This is a genomic window from Candidatus Saccharibacteria bacterium oral taxon 488 (assembly GCA_005697215.1).
Classification (GTDB): domain Bacteria; phylum Patescibacteriota; class Saccharimonadia; order Saccharimonadales; family Saccharimonadaceae; genus Nanosynbacter.
Window position 1 is genome coordinate 143,464 of record CP040003.1, and the last position, 22,539, is coordinate 166,002.

Annotated in this window: 16 protein-coding genes, 3 tRNA genes and 3 rRNA genes; 16 read left to right on the forward strand and 6 right to left on the reverse strand. The window is 50.8% G+C overall.

The genetic code is table 11. The features are described 5' to 3' along the window. Nucleotides 1–154 precede the first annotated feature (154 nt). Nucleotides 155–1,732, forward strand: a 16S ribosomal RNA gene (locus FBF24_00720). Between the two features lie 277 nt (nucleotides 1,733–2,009). Here the strand turns inward: FBF24_00720 and FBF24_00725 are convergent. Next, nucleotides 2,010–2,246: a hypothetical protein gene (locus FBF24_00725; GenBank protein ID QCT40421.1), complete on the reverse strand. Its 237-nt coding sequence runs from the start codon at nucleotides 2,244–2,246 to the stop codon at nucleotides 2,010–2,012. 64 nt (nucleotides 2,247–2,310) lie between these two features. On the opposite strand from FBF24_00725, the gene FBF24_00730 reads away from it, so the two are divergent. The 9 genes from FBF24_00730 (at nucleotide 2,311) to FBF24_00770 (ending at nucleotide 11,015) form a co-directional block, all read left to right on the forward strand. Then, nucleotides 2,311–2,387: transfer RNA gene (locus FBF24_00730), tRNA-Ala, on the forward strand. 51 nt (nucleotides 2,388–2,438) lie between these two features. Continuing rightward, nucleotides 2,439–2,515 (forward strand) — tRNA-Ile (locus FBF24_00735). Between the two features lie 76 nt (nucleotides 2,516–2,591). Continuing rightward, nucleotides 2,592–2,668: transfer RNA gene (locus tag FBF24_00740), tRNA-Val, on the forward strand. Nucleotides 2,669–2,756: 88 nt separating this feature from the next. After that, the gene (locus FBF24_00745) at nucleotides 2,757–3,449 is read left to right on the forward strand and encodes a hypothetical protein (protein QCT40422.1); all 693 of its coding nucleotides are present in this window, start codon (nucleotides 2,757–2,759) and stop codon (nucleotides 3,447–3,449) included. Nucleotides 3,450–3,469: 20 nt separating this feature from the next. Next, nucleotides 3,470–4,609 carry a dihydroorotate dehydrogenase (quinone) gene (pyrD, locus tag FBF24_00750; protein QCT40423.1) on the forward strand — a complete coding sequence of 380 codons (1,140 nt, stop codon included), beginning with the start codon at nucleotides 3,470–3,472 and terminating at the stop codon, nucleotides 4,607–4,609. Between the two features lie 277 nt (nucleotides 4,610–4,886). Next, nucleotides 4,887–8,000, forward strand: a 23S ribosomal RNA gene (locus FBF24_00755). Between the two features lie 190 nt (nucleotides 8,001–8,190). Then, nucleotides 8,191–8,299: ribosomal RNA gene (rrf, locus tag FBF24_00760) — 5S ribosomal RNA — on the forward strand. 88 nt (nucleotides 8,300–8,387) lie between these two features. Beyond that, on the forward strand, nucleotides 8,388–10,280 hold the full coding sequence (locus tag FBF24_00765; protein ID QCT40424.1) for a hypothetical protein: 1,893 nt from the start codon (nucleotides 8,388–8,390) through the stop codon (nucleotides 10,278–10,280). Between the two features lie 459 nt (nucleotides 10,281–10,739). After that, a complete protein-coding gene (locus FBF24_00770) occupies nucleotides 10,740–11,015 on the forward strand; it encodes a hypothetical protein (protein ID QCT40425.1) in 276 nt (91 codons plus the stop codon). Between the two features lie 44 nt (nucleotides 11,016–11,059). On the opposite strand, the gene FBF24_00775 is transcribed toward FBF24_00770, so the two are convergent. Together FBF24_00775 and FBF24_00780 are read right to left on the reverse strand one after the other, a co-directional pair. Further along, nucleotides 11,060–11,536 carry a hypothetical protein gene (locus FBF24_00775; GenBank protein QCT40426.1) on the reverse strand — a complete coding sequence of 159 codons (477 nt, stop codon included), beginning with the start codon at nucleotides 11,534–11,536 and terminating at the stop codon, nucleotides 11,060–11,062. Next, on the reverse strand, nucleotides 11,502–12,305 hold the full coding sequence (locus tag FBF24_00780) for an ROK family protein (protein QCT40427.1): 804 nt from the start codon (nucleotides 12,303–12,305) through the stop codon (nucleotides 11,502–11,504). Before FBF24_00780 ends, FBF24_00775 begins: the two co-directional genes overlap by 35 nt. A gap of 76 nt (nucleotides 12,306–12,381) precedes the next feature. Here FBF24_00780 and FBF24_00785 point away from each other — a divergent pair, with 76 nt between their 5' ends. The 6 genes from FBF24_00785 to FBF24_00810 all read left to right on the forward strand — a co-directional run bounded on the left by FBF24_00785 (nucleotide 12,382) and on the right by FBF24_00810 (nucleotide 19,049). Continuing rightward, entirely contained in the window at nucleotides 12,382–12,825 is a 444-nt protein-coding gene (locus FBF24_00785) for a hypothetical protein (GenBank protein ID QCT40428.1), read from the forward strand. 122 nt (nucleotides 12,826–12,947) lie between these two features. Beyond that, nucleotides 12,948–14,018, forward strand: coding sequence for a S1 RNA-binding domain-containing protein (locus FBF24_00790; protein ID QCT40429.1), 1,071 nt, complete (start codon nucleotides 12,948–12,950; stop codon nucleotides 14,016–14,018). 70 nt (nucleotides 14,019–14,088) lie between these two features. Continuing rightward, a complete protein-coding gene (locus FBF24_00795) occupies nucleotides 14,089–15,855 on the forward strand; it encodes a translation initiation factor IF-2 (protein QCT40430.1) in 1,767 nt (588 codons plus the stop codon). A gap of 151 nt (nucleotides 15,856–16,006) precedes the next feature. After that, complete coding sequence (locus FBF24_00800; GenBank protein ID QCT40431.1) at nucleotides 16,007–18,181, forward strand: hypothetical protein; 2,175 nt, start codon at nucleotides 16,007–16,009, stop codon at nucleotides 18,179–18,181. Nucleotides 18,182–18,209: 28 nt separating this feature from the next. Further along, nucleotides 18,210–18,503 (forward strand): hypothetical protein, encoded by a 294-nt coding sequence (locus FBF24_00805; protein ID QCT40432.1) that lies wholly within the window; start codon nucleotides 18,210–18,212, stop codon nucleotides 18,501–18,503. Between the two features lie 96 nt (nucleotides 18,504–18,599). Beyond that, entirely contained in the window at nucleotides 18,600–19,049 is a 450-nt protein-coding gene (locus FBF24_00810; GenBank protein ID QCT40433.1) for a hypothetical protein, read from the forward strand. Nucleotides 19,050–19,080: 31 nt separating this feature from the next. Here the strand turns inward: FBF24_00810 and fmt are convergent, their stop codons facing one another. Genes fmt through priA form a run of 3 tightly spaced genes read right to left on the reverse strand, consistent with a single transcriptional unit; the run spans nucleotide 19,081 to nucleotide 22,500 of the window. Next, nucleotides 19,081–19,956, reverse strand: coding sequence for a methionyl-tRNA formyltransferase (fmt, locus tag FBF24_00815; GenBank protein QCT40434.1), 876 nt, complete (start codon nucleotides 19,954–19,956; stop codon nucleotides 19,081–19,083). A gap of 1 nt (nucleotide 19,957) precedes the next feature. Continuing rightward, the gene (gene def, locus FBF24_00820) at nucleotides 19,958–20,533 is read right to left on the reverse strand and encodes a peptide deformylase (protein ID QCT40435.1); all 576 of its coding nucleotides are present in this window, start codon (nucleotides 20,531–20,533) and stop codon (nucleotides 19,958–19,960) included. A gap of 23 nt (nucleotides 20,534–20,556) precedes the next feature. Next, nucleotides 20,557–22,500, reverse strand: a complete 1,944-nt coding sequence (priA, locus tag FBF24_00825) for a primosomal protein N' (protein ID QCT40436.1) — start codon at nucleotides 22,498–22,500, stop codon at nucleotides 20,557–20,559. Between the last annotated feature and the right edge of the window lie 39 nt (nucleotides 22,501–22,539).

A 22,539-nucleotide genomic window follows, 5' to 3' on the forward strand; every position in this document is an offset into this window, starting at 1 on the left:
TTGCTGGAGTGCGAGCCAAGCGACAATCACGCTAATTTGTTAGGTGAAGCGAAAGCGGCACACAAACCCGACTATGGTCTTTAACAATTTGATTGTGCAATATCATCGTCAGTTTATATTTTTGTAGAGCCTTAATACTTTGATACAAAGTAGATTTTTAACGGAGAGTTTGATCCTGGCTCAGGATGAATGCTGGCGGCGTGCCTAACACATGCAAGTCGAGCGGCAGCGGGTTCTGCACTATCAACTTGAAGCCTGGACGCGGGGATTTCCGAAGGGAAGTCAGCCGCATCATTTCCAAAGGAGTGAGTGTCTGGGGTGATTTCAAACTGATAGTGCAGAATGCCGGCGAGCGGCGAACGGCTGAGTAACGCGTAGGAATTTGCCCCAAAGTGAGGGATAACTGCCCGAAAGGGTAGCTAATACCGCATATGGTCTTCGGATTAAAGGATTTATCCGCTTTGGGAGAAGCCTGCGTTGGATTAGGTTGTTGGTGAGGTAATGGCTCACCAAGCCGACGATCCATAGCTGGTCTGAGAGGATGATCAGCCAGACTGGAACTGAGACACGGTCCAGACTCCTACGGGAGGCAGCAGTGAGGAATCTTCCACAATGGGCGAAAGCCTGATGGAGCAACGCCGCGTGAAGGATGAAGGCCTTCGGGTTGTAAACTTCTTTTATGAGTGAAGAATATGACGGTAACTCATGAATAAGCACCGGCTAACTACGTGCCAGCAGCCGCGGTCATACGTAGGGTGCAAGCATTATCCGGAGTGACTGGGCGTAAAGAGTTGCGTAGGCGGTAAGTCAAGTGAATAGTGAAACCTGGTGGCTCAACCATACAGACTATTATTCAAACTGGCTTACTCGAGAATGGTAGAGGTAACTGGAATTTCTTGTGTAGGAGTGAAATCCGTAGATATAAGAAGGAACACCAATGGCGTAGGCAGGTTACTGGGCCATTTCTGACGCTAAGGCACGAAAGCGTGGGGAGCGAACCGGATTAGATACCCGGGTAGTCCACGCCGTAAACGATGGATACTAGCTGTTGGAGGTATCGACCCCTTCAGTAGCGAAGCTAACGCGTTAAGTATCCCGCCTGTGGAGTACGGCCGCAAGGCTAAAACATAAAGGAATTGACGGGGACCCGCACAAGCGGTGGATTATGTTCTTTAATTCGATGATAACCGAAGAACCTTACCAGGGCTTGACATCTAGGGAAGGTCTGCGAAAGTAGACTGTGCCTTTTGGAACCCTGTGACAGGTGATGCATGGCCGTCGTCAGCTCGTGTCGTGAGATGTTAGGTTAAGTCCTTCAACGAGCGCAACCCTTGCAAGTAGTTGTATTTTTCTACTTGGACTGCCCCGGTAACGGGGAGGAAGGAGGGGATGATGTCAGGTCAGTATTTCCCTTACGTCCTGGGCTAGAAACGTAATACAATGGCTAGTACAATGCGCAGCGAAGCCGCGAGGTGAAGCAAATCGCATCAAAGCTAGTCCCAGTTCGGATTGGAGGCTGAAACTCGCCTCCATGAAGTCGGAATCGCTAGTAATCGCAAATCAGCAAGTTGCGGTGAATACGTTCCCGGGTCTTGTACACACCGCCCGTCAAACCATGAAAGTGACCAACACCCGAAGTCCGATTCGTCGGCCTAAGGTGGGGGGCATGATTGGGGTTAAGTCGTAACAAGGTATCCGTACCGGAAGGTGCGGATGGATTACCTCCTTTCTAGGGAGAATAGATGCCAGCTTGTCGAGCAATCACAAGTTGAGCTAGGTCGGTCTCGTAAATATGCTGAGCTTACATATTTACAATAGTCCTCTCGAGGACGAGACAAAGTTCAAAACCTTCTCTACGATGAGCCGATTGATGAATTGCACAATCAAGTTGTTAATATAAAAACGCCCTCCTGTTTGGAGGGCGTTTTGTCGTCTATGACTAATGACGGGGCCTTTCCTTTCAGTGTGGCTGAGCATAGGCAGAACGCGATATGGCGATGGCTGCGGAACTATCGGCGACCGAATAGCGATTCTGCCAGCCAGCCTAGCGGGATAGTGTGGAGACACAGCATAATCCCAAAGCCAACTCCACAGACGACCAGACCCCAGAACTTAAAGCGCTCGTAGCTGCTGATACCGCTCGCGAGATTGTCTGCCAGTTTTTGATGATATACGGTCATGATGGCGCCGATAATCAAAACGATGAGGCCGACAAAAAAAGATCCAAAGGTAAATTTATAATACATATCCCCATTATACACTTGCCAGAATAAAAAAGATACGGTACAATGAATAAAGTCTTGGCGAGATGGGGGCATAGCTCAGTTGGCTAGAGCACCTGCTTTGCAAGCAGGGGGTCCAGGGTTCGAGTCCCTGTGCCTCCACCATATGGGGTGAAGTAGGCTTACGTCTACGACACTCCACCAAGACTGCAATGAGGGCGATTAGCTCAGCTGGTTAGAGCGCGTCACTGATAATGACGAGGTCGGAGGTTCAAGTCCCTCATCGCCCACCATAACGTCATTGTATTGAGCAGAGTGAGATATAATGATCGTCTAGAGGGTAGTCCTTCCTATCATACTTTTTGACAAGGGCGACTAGCTCAGTTGGCTAGAGCATCTCGTTTACACCGAGAGGGTCAGGGGTTCGAGTCCCTTGTCGCCCACCAAATAAACAGCCATCCCGTTTGGGGTGTTTTTATTTGGAGGTGTCGATATTGACATATGTGGTAAACTATGTTACTATACCAAACGTATATGGTAAAGAACAAACATAATTTAGAAAATAACCCATATAGTGAACGCTTAGGTTTTGTGCAGCAGTTTTCTGCCTACGGTGATCTTGACGACACTAACAAGAGTACTATTGCGCACCTTGCGTTTGATCAAGGCCTTAAGCACGCAGCTTTTTATGAGATAGCGCGTGAAATCATCTATAAGCAACGGGCGATGGGGGGTACTGCCCTCAATGCGTCTTCTGCGGAGCGATACGCTGGACTCCCTCAATCGTTTGATGAGGCAAGAAAGATGCCAGGTAATTCCATAGAAGAGGTACTGGGGCGGCTTGATACCGACACGTCAGTGAACAACCCCGATGATGTCGAGTTTTACAAGACAGGAGTGCGCCGGCATATCGAAGAGCTCTATGCTTTTTCTGACAAATATCGACAGCGGTACGGTGGGGGTAATCAAGACAAATTACTGAGGATAGTTGAAGAAGTTTATTCTCAGTATGAGGGTGCTTTTGAAGGTAGGGAAACGGGAGCTATCCCATTAGCCATCGCTCCTGGTTTTGCGGTTGGGGAAAATCCGGTAGGGTTGGATGGCGAAGAGTCATTAACAGATCATAGGCAGCGGGTCATCGAGGAGGCTGGTTACGATGCCAGGAAGTTTCGGATGAATACTGCCTCATGGAATATAAACCCGGATAATATCGCTTTTAATAGATAATTACCCTATACTGTAAGTAGATGTATAAGCATGTTATCAAACCGTTATTATTTTTGCTAACGCCAGACTTTACGCATAAGCTGATTGTTTTCTGTGGTCGTGTGGCACAGGCGTTGCCGCCTGTTCGGTGGGCCATTCGTAAGTCATGGAGTTTTCAGGATAAGTCGCTCCGACAGGAGGTGGGCGGCATTACTTTTTGTAATCCGATTGGCTTATCGGCAGGATTTGATAAAAATGTCCAGCTGTCGCCGCTGATGGAGGATGTTGGCTTTGGGTTTGCTTCGGGCGGGTCGGTGACGCTAGAGCCGAGGAAAGGGAATCGGCGGCCATGGTTTCATCGTTTGCCGAGGACAAAGTCGGTGGTGGTGTATGCCGGTATGCCAAATTATGGTCTCAGAAAGATTAGCAGATATATTCGTCGTAATCGACGGCGGTTGGATAACATGCCAACAGTTGTGTCGGTGGCAGTCGTAGCAAATAAAACAACACGTGAGCGTATGGGTACTCGACTAACGAAGGAAGCGATTATTGACGATGTGAAAAAAGCAACAGAATATATTAGTGACAACAAATTGGCGAGTGTTGTAGAAATTAATATATCCTGCCCCAACGCCGGTAAGGAGCCGTTTATTGAGGCAGAGCCGCTTGATGCATTATTAACAGCACTTGACAGCGTGCCGCGCGATGTGCCGTTTTGGGTGAAAATGCCGCATTTGTACGATATAAAACAATTCGATTCACTGCTGAAAGTTATTGTTCGGCATAATATTCAGGGCGTAACGGTGGCTAATCTGGTGAAAGACCGTAGTAAAATTGACATCAAAGATCCTCTGACTGATGAAATCCGCGGCGGATTGAGCGGCGAGCCGGCGCGCGAGCATAGTTTGGAGCTGATTCGTCACGCGTATAAGAAATATGGCGACCGGTTGACGATCATTGGCGTCGGCGGGGTGTTTTCGGCTGAGGATGCGTATGCCAAAATTAAGGCTGGCGCCAGCCTGGTGGGGCTGATTACCGGGCTGTTTTTTGAGGGTCCGCAGCTAATCGGGCGGATCAATCGCGAGCTAGCGGAGCTATTGAAAAAGGATGGTTTTTCCCACATTTCTGAGGCAGTTGGTGCGGATTTTCGCAGCGAGCCAAAAAAGACAAAAAAACTTTGAAAAAACTCTTGCAAAACAGCTGCGGCTGCTGTATAGTTGATTACTAGTTACGCGAATGTTCAGGAGAACCTCTGGCAATACACTGCGAAAACGTGCGAGGGCAGTGAAGCATGACTGGTTGAATGCAGACAGATGTGTTAAGTTTTTAACAAATCTATTGTGCACTCAAAATGCGAGGCATGATCATTAACAATTTGAGAGTAAAAGAAATTGAGTTTTTAATTGACGGTAACAGATAATTGCAAAGTAGCAATTACTAGTTAAGTCAATGCATAAAAAGGTACTCAAGGGCGCTAAATGGATGCCTAGACGTATATTACCGAAGAAGGACGTGGAAGACTGCGATAAGCCTCGGGAAGCTGTCAACAAGCTTTGATCCGGGGATTTCCGAATGGGGAAACCCAGCATGAGTCATGTCATGTTGCCACTTGCTGAACACATAGGCAAGCGAGCGGGAACCATCTGAACTGAAACATCTTAGTAGGATGAGGAAGAGAAAGTAAATAACGATTGCGAAAGTAGTGGCGAGCGAAATCGCAACAGCCCAAACCTTTTAAGTTTTTGCCTATTTATTTAGGCAAATAAGTTGATAGACGAATACTTAATAAGGGGTTGTGATATTACATATGACCAAGTCAGAGAACTTCAGAGCAATTTGAAGGTATCTGATTTGCGATGCCAGGCTATCAACTGGTAGTAAGGTAAGAAAATTGCGTGGTTAGCAGAATAGTTTGAATGACTAGCCAAAGAACGTGAAAGCCGTGTACGCGAAAACGACGCTGACCTTATGTATGTTTTATCGAGTAGGACGGGGCACGAGAAACCCTGTTTGAATCTGGCTGGACCACCAGCCAAGGCTAAATATAATATACGATCGATAGTGAACTAGTACAGTGATGGAAAGGTGAAAAGAACCCCGGGAGGGGAGTGAAATAGATCCTGAAATTTAGTGCCTACAAGGAGTCGGAGCCGGCTTGTCCGGTGACGGCGTGCTTTTTGTAGAACGATCCAGCGAGTTAATTTTTACAGCGAGGTTAAGTCAATTGACAGAGCCACAGTGAAAGCGAGCCTGAATAGGGCGTTTAGTTGTAAGGATTAGACCCGAAACCGGGTGACCTAACCATGAGCAGGTTGAAGCCACTGTAACAGGTGGTGGAGGACCGAACCAGGATACGCAGCAAAGTGTTTGGATGACTTGTGGTTAGCGGTGAAATGCCAATCGAACTCGGAGATAGCTGGTTCTCCTCGAAACAGTTTTAGGACTGGCGTCGTGTCGTAACATACGGGGGTAGAGCTCTGTAAAGGACTGGGGCGGGCAACTGTACCCACCCTTAACAAACTACGAATACCGTATGCGGAATCACGGCAGTTAGAACGGCGGAGCTAAGTTCGTCGCTCGAAAGGGAAACAGCCCAGACCATCATCTAAGGTCCCTAAATTAACGTTCAGTGGGAAACAAGGTGAGATTTCTTAAACAGCTAGGATGTTGGCTTAGAAGCAGCCATTCATTTAAAGAGTGCGTAACAGCTCACTAGTCAAGAGATCTTGCGTGGAAAATGTAACGGGGCTAAAACGTTATACCGAAGATATGGGTCTATACATTAGTATGGGCGGTAGAGGAGCGTTCCTATCAGCAGTGAAGTCGAATCGGAAGGTTCGGTGGAGCGGTAGGAAGTGAGAATGCTGGAATGAGTAACCATAAGAGAGGTGAGAATCCTCTCGGCCGTAAGAGCAAGGTTTCCTGAGCCATGGTAATCATCTCAGGGTTAGTCGGGCCTAAGCCGAGGCGCAGAGCGTAGGCGATGGACATCAGGTTAATATTCCTGAACCGGTTAAGTTTTGTACACTGTTCACGGGGAAGTAATCGAAGCGGATTCATGGTTTATCCGTCCAACCGAGCGGGAACGCAAAGGGAGTGAAAGTGACTCTTCGGAGTCGCGATTTTGGTGAAAGCCCTGGCTAGAAAAGCAGGTGTACGTGTGGACTTAGCCGCCCGTACCGCAAACCAACACAGGTGCTCGAGTCGAGTAGACTCAGGCTTACGAGCGAACCTTCGCTAAGGAACTCGGCAACACAGCGACCGTAACTTCGGGATAAGGTCTGCCCCCACTTCGGTGGATATCAGCCGCGTTCACTCAGTGAATAATAGGTTAAAGAGTACATTTTTAATCACAAAACGAATTTTCTGAGATAGAGCAATGAATTGTTCTTTTGAACGCGAATCTCTGACATCTAACGATGTGGGGGTCGCAGCAAAAGAGCCCACGGAACTGTTTATCAAAAACACAGGTCTCTGCTAACACGAAAGTGGATGTATAGGGGCTGACTCCTGCCCAATGCTGGAAGGTTAAGGGGAGCGCTTCACGGTGCGAACTGAAGCCCTAGTCAATGGCGGCGGTAACTATAACCGTCCTAAGGTAGCGAAATTCCTTGTCAGGTAAGTTCTGACCCGCACGAATGGAGTAATCATGTGGGCACTGTCTCAGCGAAGGACTCGGTGAAAGTGCATTGGCGGTAAAGATGCCGTCTGTCCGTACCAGGACGAAAAGACCCCATGGAGCTTTACTACAGCTTTACATTGAATACGGTTTCAACATGTGTAGCATAGGTGGGAGACGTTGAAGCAGATACGCCAGTATTTGTGGAGTCACCAAGTGAAATACCACCCTTGTTGTGATTGTGTTCTCACGCTGACCGTTATCCGGTTAGCGGACCGTGTATGGTGGGTAGTTTAACTGGGGCGGTTGCCTCCTAAAGAGTAGCGGAGGCGTTCAAAGGTTGGCTAACTTCGGATGGAAATCGAAGTGATAGTGTATGCGCATAAGCCAGCTTGACTGTGAGGAGTACATTCCAATCAGAGACGAAAGTCGGAGCAAGTGATCCGCTGTACGTACATTTGTACATGAATGTGGGATCGACAGCGCAAACGGATAAAAGTTACCCTGGGGATAACAGGCTTATAGCGCCCAATAGTTCACATAGACGGCGCTGTTTGGCACCTCGATGTCGGCTCATCACATCCTGGAGGGGGAGCACCTTCCAAGGGTTCGGCTGTTCGCCGATTAAAGTGGTACGCGAGCTGGGTTCAGAACGTCGTGAGACAGTTCGGTTTATATCCGGTATGGACGATAGGAAACTTGAGAGGATCTACCCCTAGTACGAGAGGACCGGGGCGGACGCACCTCTGGTGTATCGATTGTGGCCACCTGCTGCATTGTCGAGTAGCTATGTGCGGACTAGATAAGCGCTGAAAGCATATTAAGCGCGAAACTAACCTCAAGATAAGGTTTCCCTATGAGGACACAGAAAGACTATCTGTTTGATAGGCGCAAGGTGGAAGTGCAGCAATGCATGGAGCTAAAGCGTACTAATAGTCCCATTGCCTTTTTATGTCCTTGTCTGCTAGCGTTTATGCTTGCATAACGCTCGCGGATAAGGTAGACTTGACTAGTAATTGGTGCTTTTCAACAAGTACCAGCCAATTAACAATTCAATTTCGTGCTGATTTGATTGGACATCGAAGAAAGGGGTTTGGCCCACCACGCGAGTATATGTGGAACCAAGCGCTTTAAACCCCCTCCTTCGGTGCCCATGGCGAGGAGGAAACACCTGTTCTCATCCCGAACACAGAAGTTAAGCTCCTCAGCGGCGATTATACTGCGAAAGTGGGAAACTAGCACGGTGCCGAATTATAAAAAAGACTTCCGAATAGGGAGTCTTTTTTCGTTTTTGCCAGAGGCGCTTGCGAGTAGCATAAGTATGATATAATGATGAGGAAATGGATAAAAAACAAACAGAACAGCCAGAGTCCCTGAGGTCGGAGCGTGGGGGGTTTGTGGTGATGTGCGCGTCTTGGTTGAGGCGGCCAAAATCGTGGGTTATTATTGGTGGCGGTATTGTTGCATTGACGGTGGTAGTAGTTGGAGTGCTGTTTGTTATCACAACGCGTGGCAATGTCGGCGCTGAGCGCGTGTCCGACGAGGATTTGCAGGCGATTGACCGGCCGATTCGCCTGAAGTTTAATCAACAGCTTGGCGAGGTGAGGCCAGAGATTAAGCCAGAAGTGCGTGGTACGTGGCGCGAAAAGCGACAGTTGTTCGGCGTTTTTGAGATGGAGTTTACGCCCGACCAGCCACTGGCAGCTGATACAAATTACACCGTGGCGTTCCCGGGGGCGAGACGTTCGCTGTTTGGTAATGCGACAATCCATGATGTATCGTTCAAGACGCAAAAAGCACCACGAGTGGATACGACATCGCTGGACGGCAAAGAGGTGATCGCGATGGACCAGGCGTTGACGGTGCGTTTGGGGTCGCGGGCGAGTAAATTGCGCGATCTAGAATTGACGACTGAGCCAGCGCTTGGGCTGAAGCGTGAGTCGTCTGATGATCAAACATTTTCATGGAAATATGCTGGCCTACTAGCACCTGACACGCAGTACACCTTCAAGTTATACGATAAAGCCCAGAAGGAAGAGTTAAAACGTTTTACGGTGAAGAGTGCGCCACTACCGGCGATTGGGTCACCGATTAAAGAGCATTCAGTAACGCCATCAGATGAATTGAAGTTGACGTTTCAGGAAGCAATTGATGCAAAGGATCGGCCAAATATAGCGGTTGACACGGCTGGTAATGGTTCGTGGCGGAGCGATACCGAGTACGTATTCAAGGCAGATAAATTGGAGCCGGGCAAGACATACACATACACCATTCCTAAAGGCCTACGGACAGCTCGTGGAGGTGTTCTCGTCGAGGAAGTAAAAAAGATATTTACCACTAATGGGCATGTGCGTGGTGTGGGGGCGTCCCCGCGGCGAACCACTGTTGATCAAGCGGCGCAGGATGTATGGATAACCTTTGATCAGGCAGTTGACCACAAGAGCGCCCAGGATCGCCTTAGGGTTTCATCTGGTACAGTTCAGAGTATTTCCTGGCGTGGTAATACGATGGTTGCTCGGGTGGTCAATATGGGCTTTCAGCGGCAAGTCCAGGTTTGGGTAGAGCCGGGCGTGCAGCCAGTATTTGGACTGCCGAGTGTAGAGCGAATTGCGACATCGTTCACAACTAATTCACGGGTCGTCAAACTCAATAACGTACCATTCTATCGTCAGGCGTACGCCCAAAGCTGCGAAGCGGCCTCGCTGCGTATGGCCTTGGCATATCGTGGTGTACATGATAATGATTGGAACATTTTGCAGCGTTTCGGGTACCGTCCACGACCACGAGACAAGGCGACAAATGAGTGGGACGATCCGAATGCGCAGTTTGTGGGCGACGTAAACGGCAACCAAGGTACGGGAACGGGCTGGGGTGTATATGCTGGTCCGGTGGCACGGGCGGCTGGGCAGTATGGTCGCAGGACGTCAGTGGCATATGGTGCCAATGCGAATTTCGTAGCACAGCAAATTCATAACGGTAATCCAGTCATTGCGTGGGGCGTATGGCGGATTGGCGCAAAAATTGATAGTTGGAGGACGCCGTCAGGTCGGACGGTCAGCGGGCCAATACCGATGCATGTACGCCTCATTGTTGGGGTTCGCGGTGAGCCGCACGATCCGCTCGGGTTCTATGTTAATGACCCGATTGCAGGACGACTCTATTGGACGAGAGCGCAGTTTGTGGCGATGACAGCTGGTGCTGGACCGGCGGCGCAGCTGTTGGCGGTGCATTAATCGGTACTGAAGTGAGGACGGTATAGTCAGGGGCCCCGCGTCTTTGTTATTGAGCTAGCTCTATGGACGCGGGCTTTGTAGTCGGAAAGTTGAAGATGAGTATACGTATTTTTCTCGTCGTCGGGGTAATTTTCGATTTAGGCAATTTTAGCTATTAGTGAAATTCCTTTCACAATCAAAAACCACCCATCTCGCAGAAAGGGTGGTTTTTGAGTGGTGGAACTCATCATTTCTAAGCTCCAACAGGTGCCGTCACACGGTGTGACAGGTCTCATTATAGCGAAGTAAACCGCTGATTGCAATATTTTATTCACAATAAAAGTAGCTTATGTAAATGTTGACAAAGTATGAGCAGTATGATAAGATGTATATATAACACATATCATGTGTGATATATAAAGGCGAGGGTTTCCATAGTAGATGATGTGGAAATCTTTTTAATTAGGGAGGAAAACTCACATGGCAGGTACAAAAATTGGCGGTATGAAAGCGGCAGCGAAAAACTTAGCGCGTGACCCAGACTTTTATGCCAAGATCGGCGCGAAGGGCGGTCGGAACGGACGGACCGGTGGCTTTGCGGCAAACCCAGCTCTGGCACGGATCGCTGGTGCTAAAGGTGGTCGCATTTCTCGTCGGCGTAAGGCAACGACGACGGCCACGACAACCGTTAATCCAGCAACGACGGTATCAACAGTACAGGCAACGGCTCAAGACGACGTGACACTGGCCGCGTAGCCACACTGCTTAAAATGATGCGATAGCCCTCTTTTCGTAGAGGGCTATTTACGGTAGCGGCGGAGTTCGCAGGATCGAGCTTCGTTGACGCGCCAGTTGCTAGCGCAGTGGAGACAGCGATAGTGGTGCTTGGCGATTTCTATACCGACAGCGCTGCATGTCGGGCACGTGCTGCGGGCGTGTAGCCACTTGCGGTAGCTATCAAGCGCATCCTGAACGACGTCGTCACTCATGGCCAGAGTAATGTGATATCGCGGGGCTAATTGACGGACGGCTAATTCCCAGGCTTGGCGTTCCATGGCGATGAGGTCGATGTCACGAGTATAGTGATGATGACCCAGGATGGCGTGGGCGGTTTCGTGGAGCAGCTGGGCGGTAGCAGCTGGTGACGCCTCGTTAATATAAGTGATAGTCCGTGAATGGTGTGACCACGAAAAAACATCGCCAGCCTGGAACTGATACTCTGGATAATCGCTGGCCAGCTGCTTAACGATGGGCGATAGCGTTATCGTAGCAACCATAGAGTACAGACTCCTCGGGGTGTGCTGCACCAACGATGTGCGGGCAGGTGATGAATGACGGTAGTTTCTCGGTGATAAGTCCGGCTAGTGACGCAGAGAATTTGTCAGTGTAGCGGCCGACACCGCCGCCGATAACGATAACGTTTGGCTGAATAGCAGCGATCAGTGCCTGCAGTCCTAGGCTGAGTCTCTTGGCAGCCTCAAACCAAGCTTCGGGCGGTGTTGCGTCCGATAATTCACCAAACTGTTGACTGAGCGCTCGTCCGGAAGCGAGGTTTTCCCACGAATCGATGGTTGACTGATACGCGATTTGCATATGACCGGCTTCGCTGCTACGTAGGCTGGGGTGGAGTGCGCCGTTAAGGATAATGCTGGTGCCGATGCCTGTGCCGACAGTGACATAGAGGCCGCAGGCTGGTTGTGGTTCAAGGCGACGTATGCTGGCGAGGCCGGCGAGGTTGGCATCATTTTCGAGGATGATTTGGGCGTCGGGAAAGTGCTCGGCCAGGAGGTCGCGGATGGGCACCTCGCACCAGCCGAGGTTAATGCAATATGTAGCGACACCGTCAGTGACGGTACCGGGTAGGCCGATCGAGATGTCTGTAACAGGTGCGCCCTCGGCGATCACGGTGATGGTGTCAACGACCTGTTTGATATACGCCGTAATGTCTGTTGGGGTGGCAAACCGAGTTGTTGTTTCTAGTGTACCGTTGTCGGTAAATCGTCCGACTAATGTTTTTGTGCCTCCAGTATCAATCGCAATAATCATGAAGCTAGTATACCCCTTTACGAGAGCGGTGACAATATGGTACAGTAAGTATTAGTAACATCAGGGAGATAATAGTATGAAGCAGAACCGCCAGCGAGGATATGTCGTAATCTACGTGATTGTAGGGATTATTTTGGCGGCGATCGCTTTGGCAACGTTATACGGGTTGCGACAATTATCAGCACAGAACCAGGCCGCCTCATCGACGGAAAATGCTGCGACGAGTGAGCAGCAAAAAGAGACGAACAACACGAAAACTGACGATAAATCGGCCGACAAAAAGAAGAACGAGAAGAGCGATGAGAAAAAAGACACTTCTTCGGCTGAGTCAAATAAGTCCGCGCAGCAGCAGCCTCAACAACACGCGCAGAATCAACCAACGCCGCCAGCTCAAAACAATAGCCGTGGGTCATCCCGCTTACCAGCAACTGGGCCGGCTGACTCGTTGGCAGTTGGCTTCGTGTTGGGGCTGATTGTGGCCGCGGGCTTTGCTTATCGCCGGTCAATGTTGGTAGTTTAGCTTCCTTCTCTTTACTCGAGGCGTTATCTACGATATAATAAAGCGAGACCTCCAAGAGGTGACTGTTTTGGCAGGCCGCTTGGATAAGAATATTAACGTAATATGGGAGTCTATTTGGACGTATGGCAAATCCATTGACCATGGACGATCTGCTTGCTCAGGCGAGCGACTCCGTGAAACAGCTGACCGCGGGCGAGGTTGTGCACGGAACTATTTTATCAATAAAGAAACACGAAGTTTTGATTGATCTGGGGCCTTTGGGCGTTGGCTTGGTGCCGCGCCGCGAGGTGAGCATGTCGAACAATTACGCCGAAGGTGATGAGGTAACTGCGAGTGTTGTCGAGGTTGAGCTGGACAACGGTTATTCACTGCTCAGTATGCGTAAAGCGGCGCGCGATCGTGGTTGGGACGAGGTTGCAGCCAAATTGGAGAGCGGTGAAATTGTAACGGTGACGCCGTATGACGCCAATCGTGGTGGTCTGTTGGCTGAATATGAAGGGGTGCGCGGTTTCTTGCCGGTATCGCAGCTATCGGCTGAGCATTATCCGCGAGTTGGTTCAAGTGACAAGGACGAGATCTTGCAGCGGCTTAACGTGCTGGTCAACAAAGAGATTCGCGTACGGATTTTGGATGCTGATCGCAAGGCGAATAAGCTCATCTTTTCCGAAAAAGAAGCCATCAAAGAGGGCCTGGCGGAGCGGTTTGAGAAATTGTCAGTCGGCGATACCGTCAAGGGTATCGTGACTGGCGTGGTAGACTTTGGCGTATTTGTGAACGTTGAGGGAATTGAGGGACTGATTCACATCTCAGAAATTAGCTGGGAGCGGGTCAACAATCCGAGTGATTACGTCAAGGTTGGCCAGACTGTGGAGGCAAAGATTATCGCTATTGATAAGGAGCGCCTCAGCTTGAGCATGAAGCAACTGACGAAGGACCCATGGCTGGATGAAGTGGAGCAGTTCAAGTCAGGCGAGGACGTCGAAGGCACAGTCACACGGATTACACCGTTTGGTGCGTTTGTGCAGTTGAGTCCGGCCGTCGAGGCTCTCGTTCACGTTTCGGAGCTGGGTGGCGATGGGACTGACCCGGAGAAAGTCTTTACATTAAATGAGCGCAAGACCTTTGCGGTGCTCGAAATTGATAAAGATAATCGCAAAATTTCGCTGTCGCTGGCTGGCGGCAAGAAAAAATAGCCTATAGAAAAAGAGTAACGTAAACAGTTCGCCGGGAGTGTCACACGGGCGATGAAAGGAGCACGAGCAGATGACAGAAAAGATTGTCGCAATCGCAGATTCAGTAACCGTCGGAGAGCTCGCTACCACCTTGAATCTACCGGTCACGACGCTCATTGGCGAGCTGTTTAAGAATGGTATCGCGGCGACGATTAATCAGCGACTGGACTTTGAGACGGCGTCGATCATCGTTGAAGAGCTGGGCCTTGAGGTAACGCTTAAGAAAAAGGAGGCGGCCGTTGGTCATGCGCGTGTGGAGCATACGCTGTCGGAACGGGCAGTGCCGCGTCCACCGATTGTGGCGGTGATGGGGCATGTTGATCACGGCAAGACGAGCTTGCTGGATGCGATTTTGGGTAACAAGACTGCTGCAGGCGAGGCCGGTGGTATTACGCAACACATTAGTGCCTACCAAACGAGGCGTAATGGGCGGATGATTACACTGCTCGACACTCCAGGGCATGAGGCATTTGCAGCGCTGCGGCAACATGGTGCGGTGCTGACTGATGTGGTGATTATTGTGGTAGCGGCTGACGATGGCGTCAAGCCGCAGACGGTCGAGGCGATTCGATTTGCCCGTTCGGCTAACGCGAAAATCGTGGTGGCGATCAATAAAATTGACAAAGATACCGCCAACCCACAGCTGGTAAAAACGCAACTGGCATCTGAGCATGGCCTTAATCCTGAGGAGTGGGGCGGCGATACGGTGATGGTGGAAGTCAGTGCTAAAACTGGCCAGAATTTGGATAAGCTGCTTGACATGGTGCTACTCGTAGCAGATATGGAAGATCTACGGGCGGATGAGGATGTCCCGGCGGAGGGCTTGGTAATTGAGGCACATATGGAAACTGGGCGCGGCGCGGTGGTTGGGCTACTCGTCGAGCACGGTCAGCTAAAACCAGCGCATTATCTGGTGGCCGGCACGGCGTACGGTCGAGTACGAACAATGTCGGACTTTCGTGGTCAGACAATGAAAATGGCCGGCCCGAGTACACCTGTTAACGTAACTGGATTTAAGGAGCTGCCGCAGTTTGGTGATAGCTTTCGGTTGGCTAAAAATGAGAAAGAGGCGCGGCATTTGGCGCAGGCAGCGCGCCTAGAGCAGGAAAAAATGGCTGCCAGCACCAATGTCACCAGCTCGGATATTTTGAAAATGATGAGTCAGCAGCATGACGCTGAGTCGTTCAATGTTCTCGTCAAGGCTGATGTTCAGGGGTCGCTCACGTCGGTGATTGATAGCCTGAAATTGATTGATACAGGTGGCTTGGTGGATCTACATGTCATCGGTAGTGGGGTTGGTAATATTTCAGAAAATGACATTCATCTGGCAGTTGGCGAGAACACGGTCATTTATGGTTTTAATGTTGATCTGCCGCCAGCAGTGAAGCGCCTGGCAGCACGTGAGCATGTTGAGGTGCGGCTGTATCGAGTGATTTATGAACTACTTGATAACGCCAAGCAATCCATGGAAGCGTTACTGGCCCCAGAGGTCGTCGAGACCGAGGTCGGCCAGCTGAGCGTTAAGGGCGTGTTCCGAACGGTGCGCGAAGAGGTGATCGCTGGTGGTGAAGTGATGACGGGTAAGGTTTATAAGGGCCTGTTGGCGCGCCTGAAGCGTGGCGATGAGCATATTGCCGAGGTTGAAGTATCGTCCGTCCAGCGTCAACATCAGGAAGCCAAAGAGGTGTTTGAGGGTGAAATGTGTGGGCTCAGCCTCAAAACTACGCGAAAAGTCGTTGTCGAGGAAGGTGACACGCTGGAGTTCTTTACGCGGGAACTGGTGAAGAAGACGTTGTAACAACTTGTCACTGTGGGTAATTTTAGTATATCGGACGATTTTCTATTGACTTTTTTATATAAATCTGCTAAAGTCTAAGCTATAAACATATATTTTATGAGATAGTCAAACTGTTTTAGTAGTCACTTACTCTCTGAAAGGAAACCACCACATGTCAGAAAGAAATATCCCTCGCCGCGGCAATACTATGCCATCTGCGGAACGAGTCGCCAACTCGCCAGAACAGATTCCAGCCCCTAATGCAGCAATGCAGGAATTTGCTGGCAAGTTTTCTTCTATCTCTGAGCAAATGAATGAGGTCGTCGCCTCGAAGCGGGCGACCACAAAAGAGTATAAGGCTAACAAGCAACTTTCTCCTCAGCTCGTCGAGAAGTATGGTGGTCATGACATCTACCGTGACAAGATTATCGGATACAATCAGCAAATTGCTGGTTTACAGAATGAGCACCGTGCGCTTACTGAGTTGTATGGTGAGCTTGGTGGTGATAAGATTGATAGCCTTAAACAAGAACTGCAAGACCGCACCGGTGGTAGGGCCCGTGGCACTTGGTCGGCAGAAGCCGTGATTACCGAGCGGGCACTACGTCAGGCACAGGACGCTTTTGCTAAGAATTATGAGGATTACAAGGCTGAGAAGCGAAAGGGAGATCAGACGAGCCAGTCACAAGGTGAATCCAGCCCATCTCCTCTGAATACATTACCGGCTCTAGAGCCAGGTCCGAGTAGCAAGAATAATAAGTCTCCTCTTGCTTTGCCGCCAGCCAAGAAAAGTCCGGAAGGGGGCTCAGCAGGCAACAAGGGGCCTGAAGGCCAAGGTAGTAGCGGTGAGGGTGGTAAAAAAGATCTCACAAATGAAGCCGTTAAGCTAATGGGTGAGGCTTCGCGAGTTCTCAGTGATCCAGACGCCTCTGCTGAAGACAAGGCGAAGGCACGCAAAGCTATTCAGGCAATCATAGAGAAGATTGATGGTAGTGGTGAGGATGATCCACGCCCAGCCGAGGAGAGAATCAGCGATGCTATGACTCGCATGAGCGATTTCTTTGAGAATACGTATGAGATAGACCCTGCTACTGGTGAGAAACGATACACGTATCTTGAGCATATTAGGCGCTATGAAGCTGCACGTGAGCGTTTCCAAGAAGTTATGGCTCTTAAACAAAAGAGCTGTGGACTACGCATCAATCCAAACGGTAAGCTTATGGAACGCTTGCTAGGTTGTGGTCGATTGGGCGCTAAGCTCGCTGATCGTCTAACACGCCCGTCTAAAGAAGAGCAGGAGGCAGCGGCAGCCTACGAAGCAGCCTTGACGCAGGTTGACGTTGACCGGCACAACTTCCTCGGTCAGGAGATTGATCATGGTAATCTAACAAAAGAGGAAGTACGCGGTTTGCGTAGCCAGTTCTTTACAGCAGAGCATTACGGTAATGTCCAAGAAATTGCGCGTCTGCAGATGGATCGCGGCAAAGATGAGGACGGCAACCGTCGTCGTCCAATGAGCAAGTGGTTGCGACGTCTGGGCTATCTGACTGCTGGTGCGATTGGTGGCGTAACGGCGATGTTTAATATACCGCTTGGTATTGCCGTTGCTGGGGCTGGTGCCGGTGTATTTCGCGGCTTGGCAAATAAGCGGAACGCTAACATGAAAGTTAGTCCAGAAGATAAAAATCCGTTGAATAAAGAATATAAAGCCGAAGCTGTGGCAGACGTATATCATCAACAGTTCTTGGAGTCTATGCAGGCTCGGACTGAGGAGGCGCAAAAAGAGGGTTCTGATTGGGAGCCGGGTGCTCGTGATATCGTCGGTACGCATCTATATGAGACATCAATTGAGGCTGGCAAGAGTACCGAGCGTCTTACCAGGCCAGTGTTGGGTGCGGTGGCGCTAGCTGCAGCCATTAAATTTTCTACGGATTTGATGGGATCAGGAAGTGCCGGCGGGAGTGGCAACGTTGAAAATCCAAAGTCAGAAACTGGAGGCGGTGATAGTGCTGGAAATGTTCCACCAACAGTTTCATCAGAGACCCCGCCCGCTCAGCCTCACCTTACCGAGGTTAACACGAACGGTGCGCCAGAGAGCGTGGTTGGCGATCAGTTGCAGCATCTTGGCTATAAGCTTGAGGGCGACTCGACGGAGTTTCTGAAGAAGCTTGCAGACAACGTTGGTCAAGATAAGGTTTTTGCCGACGCTAACAATAACCCAGTAGATATGTTTACGGGAAAAGCTGGCGACCAGCAGTTTGGGGCTTGGAATGTTAACACGAGTGTGCGCTTTAGTGATGAAGCGGTGCGAGCCATTGAGGCTATGAAAGATGTTACTAAGGTTTAGAAATTAAAACAATAGGAGAACACAAACAATGACACATGAACAAATATTTGAGCAGTTAGGCATTACTGGTGCGAGTGATGAGGTTAAGCAGAGCACTCTCCACAACCTCGTTGGTGCGGTTGAGGTCCAATTTGCTAGCGTTAGTGATGAGCTATTAACGGAAGAACAAGATGAGGAATTAAATAAGCTCGTTGACGCACATGATGGTGATCCTAGCGTTGTCGGTGAGTGGCTAAAAACTCATATACCAGAGGCTGGACAGCTATACCAGGCAATACTGGAGGATGAGATTGTTCGTCTAAAAAGTCGGTTGGACACATAGGTCGTCGAATAGCTCTCATGAAGGTATAGTAGCATTCTGATCAGGATGCTGCTATACTAGTATAGAGAGAACGGGAACCATAAACGAGGAGACGATATGTTCCAACTAGATGATAATTTTTTGAAAGAATTAGGACTAGACCAACTGCCAGATGAGCAGAAGAAGCCGTTTTTGCAGCATATTTATAGCGAGTTGGAGCTACGGGTCGGCGAGCGGCTGAGTCAGGGGATGAGCGACGCGCAGCTGGATGAGTTTGCGAACATTATCGACAAGGCGCCGGGCGCGGTAGATGAGTTTCTCGCCAAACACGCACCAAATTACCAGCAGGAGCCAATGTTTCAGCGGCTGGTGCAGGCGACCAAGGCTGATCCGAATAATCCGGGTCTAAAAGATGAGTTTGCGGCGACGAAGTGGCTGGAGGTAAATCGGCCTGATTATCGCGACGTGGTGGCGGCAACAATGGACGAGCTGAAGAAGGAGATTATAACTAACCGCGAGGCTATTTTAGGCGGTATGGGTGCATCCTCGGCGCCGGGACAAGCTTAGAGCGAGCCTTTAGCTGCCTTAGCTCATGAACTTAGCCTTGATGGCCGCGGAGAAACGCCTCTGCGGTCATTTGTTTGCCGCTCGGGGCAATCAGCTCGAGGACGGCAAGATATCGTCCATCACAGCACTTAACGCTCAGCGGCGATTCTGGGGCGTTTGAGGCGCGAGTTTTGGTGATAATGAGTTCACGGTCATGAATGCGCAGACGACTACGTGGAAAGCCGAGATACGCCCGCACATGGGCATCGGCGGCGGCTGCGGTCATTGCCGTCGGGTCAATGAGTGACATATCCTTGGAAAGCAGCTGGCAATACGTGGCATCGGTGTCGTTTTGTGGGGTCGGCTGGAGCGTACCGGCGAGGATACTTGGCAGCGTGCGCACGAGCAGGTCGCTGCCGGCAGCAAACAGTTCATCATATAGCTGCGGTTTGGTTTCAGTGCCAGTGAGCGGGTGACGGTGTTGGGTGTAAATTGGGCCAGCGTCCATCTGGGCGTCAAGTTGCATAATGGAAACACCGGTTTCTGTATCTTGGTGTGCAATGACGGCCTCAATGGGCGAAGGGCCACGCCATTTTGGCAGTAGCGAGGGATGGAGATTAATAATACCAGGAGTGAAGAGGTCAATGATTGACTGGGGGATAATTTTGCCATAAGCGACGAGGACGCCGGCGACGGGCTGAAGGGCGGTGATATCGGGGATAATGTCGCGGAGCTTGTTGGGCTGCCAGACGAGGATGCCATGTTGGCGGGCAAAGGTCTTGACTGGTGGTTCGGTAAGCTTATGGCCGCGGCCGCTACGCATATCGGGTTTGGTGATGACGGCGCAAATGGGAAATCCTGCCTCGTAGAGTGCTTTAAGGGTAATCAGACTGTACGCTTCGGTGCCGAAAAAGATGATTGGCGGCATGTTAGTCCCACAGCTGAGCATTATCTTTGATGTCGGCTTCGTAATCAAGCGGCTGCAATTCACCAGAATCATCAAGCGTGTAAAAAGCATCGTGCTGGTCACGGATATGGTCGATAAAGACGACGCCGTTGGTGTGATCGATCTCGTGCTGGATGACACGGGCGAGGAAACCTTCGGCCTTAAGGCGAATCTCGTTGCCATCAAGGTCAAGAGCCTTGACACGGATTTTAGAATGGCGGGGGACTTTGCCGTAGACTTGCTTAACGCTGAGGCAGCCTTCGAAATCGGCGACAATTTCTCCCTCGTATTTGACAATTTCAGGATTGATCAAGGTGGTGAATTCGCGAGTTGCTTTGTCGTCAAAGTCGCTGCGGACGATGATGACGCGCTCGAGGCGATCAACCTGGATGGCAGCTAGGGCAGCGCTGATTTCATGAGGGCGAGAATCTTCCCAGTCAAGAGCGGCCGCGATCATATCGGCTGATAACTGACGCACCTCGTCGGTGATGACGTGAATTTTAGCTGATTTTTGGCGGAGATGCGGATTTGGTAGAGCAATGATATCGTCTTTAGTCATTGTGATCATTATAGCATATGTGGCTAGAGGAGGCTGGTCGGATCGAGCTCAGCCTGCCAATGAGTCGGTGGCACGAGGTCAAGGAGACTGACGAGGTCGCCGCGGCGGGGGCTTTTGAGAATGAGCTGCCAGCGGTACGTGTCGCGGACTCGCTCATAAAATGCTGGTGTTGGGCCGAGGATGCGTACGTCGGCCGGGGCAGCTGCCCGCAGTGTCTGGGCGAGCTTTTTGGCGTTGCGGATGGCGGCAGCTTCGGTTTTGTAGACGCAGGTTAATTTAAGTAGATAGACGAACGGTGGAAAGTCAGTGGCGCGTCGCTGGGCGATAGTGCGGGCGTAGAAATCAGTATAGTTTTGGGCAAGCCCATCTCGGATGGCGGGATGATCCGGCTGAAAGGTCTGGACGATGACGTCGGTGGCGTGATGGGAGCGGCCAACGCGGCCAACGACTTGGGCCAGCAGCTGAAAGGTGCGCTCGCTCGAGGAAAAGTCAGGCAGTGTCAACCCGGCGTCGGCTTGGACGACACCAACAGTGCGTAGGTGCGGTAGATCGAGGCCCTTGGCGATCACTTGGGTGCCGATGATGATGTCAATTGAGCCGTTTTTGAGCTCGTTGTAGCGCTTATCGGCCGCGTCGTTGGTACTTGTATCGGCATCGAAGCGGGCGATGGTGCTTGCGGGAAAGAGCTTGCGTAATTCTGCCTCGATGCGCTTGGTGCCGAGGCCTTTATGAATGATATCGGCATGACGACACTCGGGGCAGCTGGTGGGTACGGGTGCAGCAAACCCACAAATATGACAGAGGAGCTGGTGCTGGTCGGCGTGTAGTGTGAGCGGCACGAAGCAGCGCGGACAGCCAGCATTCCAGCCGCATTGTTCACATAGGGTGATAGCGGCAGTGCCGCGGCGATTATGAAAGATGAGGGCTTGATTACCGTCATTCAGCGAGCCGGTGATAGCCGAGAGTAGTTGATCAGAGAGAAAGAAATGCTGAGTAAAGTTCGTGCGCTTGGTCATATCAACCAGCGAGATGCGCGGCTTGACGGCGTCTGAACGGGCGGGCGTGGGCATAGCGATGATAGGCCGGCCAGCGGTTTTCGCCAGAAAATAATCGCTGATCGTAGGGGTGGCACTGCCGAGAACGAGCTTGGCTTCATGCTGGCGAGCGAGAATGGCCGCAGTGCGCGGCGCTGAGTAGCGGGGCGATTGTTCTTGTTTGAAGCTGGGTTCGTGACATTCATCAATGACGACGAGGCCCAGCTGCTGGACGGGCATGAATAGGGCCGATCGAGGGCCGATGACGATGAGCGGGTCGCGTGAATTGATAACATGTTGCCAAGTCACGTGCCGCTCGGCTTCGGTCTGACGCGAGTGGGTGAGGATAATATTGTCGAAATACCTCGCAAATTCGCTAACGAGTTGTGAGGTGAGGGCAATTTCTGGCACCAGAATAATTGACGATAAGCCCTCGTCCATCAACCGCCGGGCGAGCTCGATATAGACACGCGTCTTGCCAGATCCGGTCACGCCATGTAGTAGGGCGCTGCCGGGGAGCATGTCGTCAATGGCGGTGATGGCGGCTCTCTGGTCGGGCGTGAGCGCTGTTGTCGGTGGTCGTGAGGCCTGCGGACTGGCGGCGCGTGCGGGTATGTGGCGGCGCTTTTTCGTCAAACCGCGTGGCAGAATGGTTTGCCAGACGGTCGCGAGATGCGTATGATAATAGCTACTCATCCACAGAGCCGTTTGGATGAGCGGTAGCGGCACGGGAGCGTCATCTAAAATCTGGACAATTTCTTTAACCGTAAACTCGGGCTTAACGACTGCCGACATAATGATGCCAACGCACTGAGCCGAGCCAACTTCTATAACCACGAGTGCACCGACTGGCAGCTGCTCAGGGTGTGCATAGGTAAACGAGTGCGCATCGGCACGAATGATCTTGATCGGTGATACCAAATAGTAGTGCATGTCTTGCTTTATTATACCGCGCTGGCTGGTTGAATATAA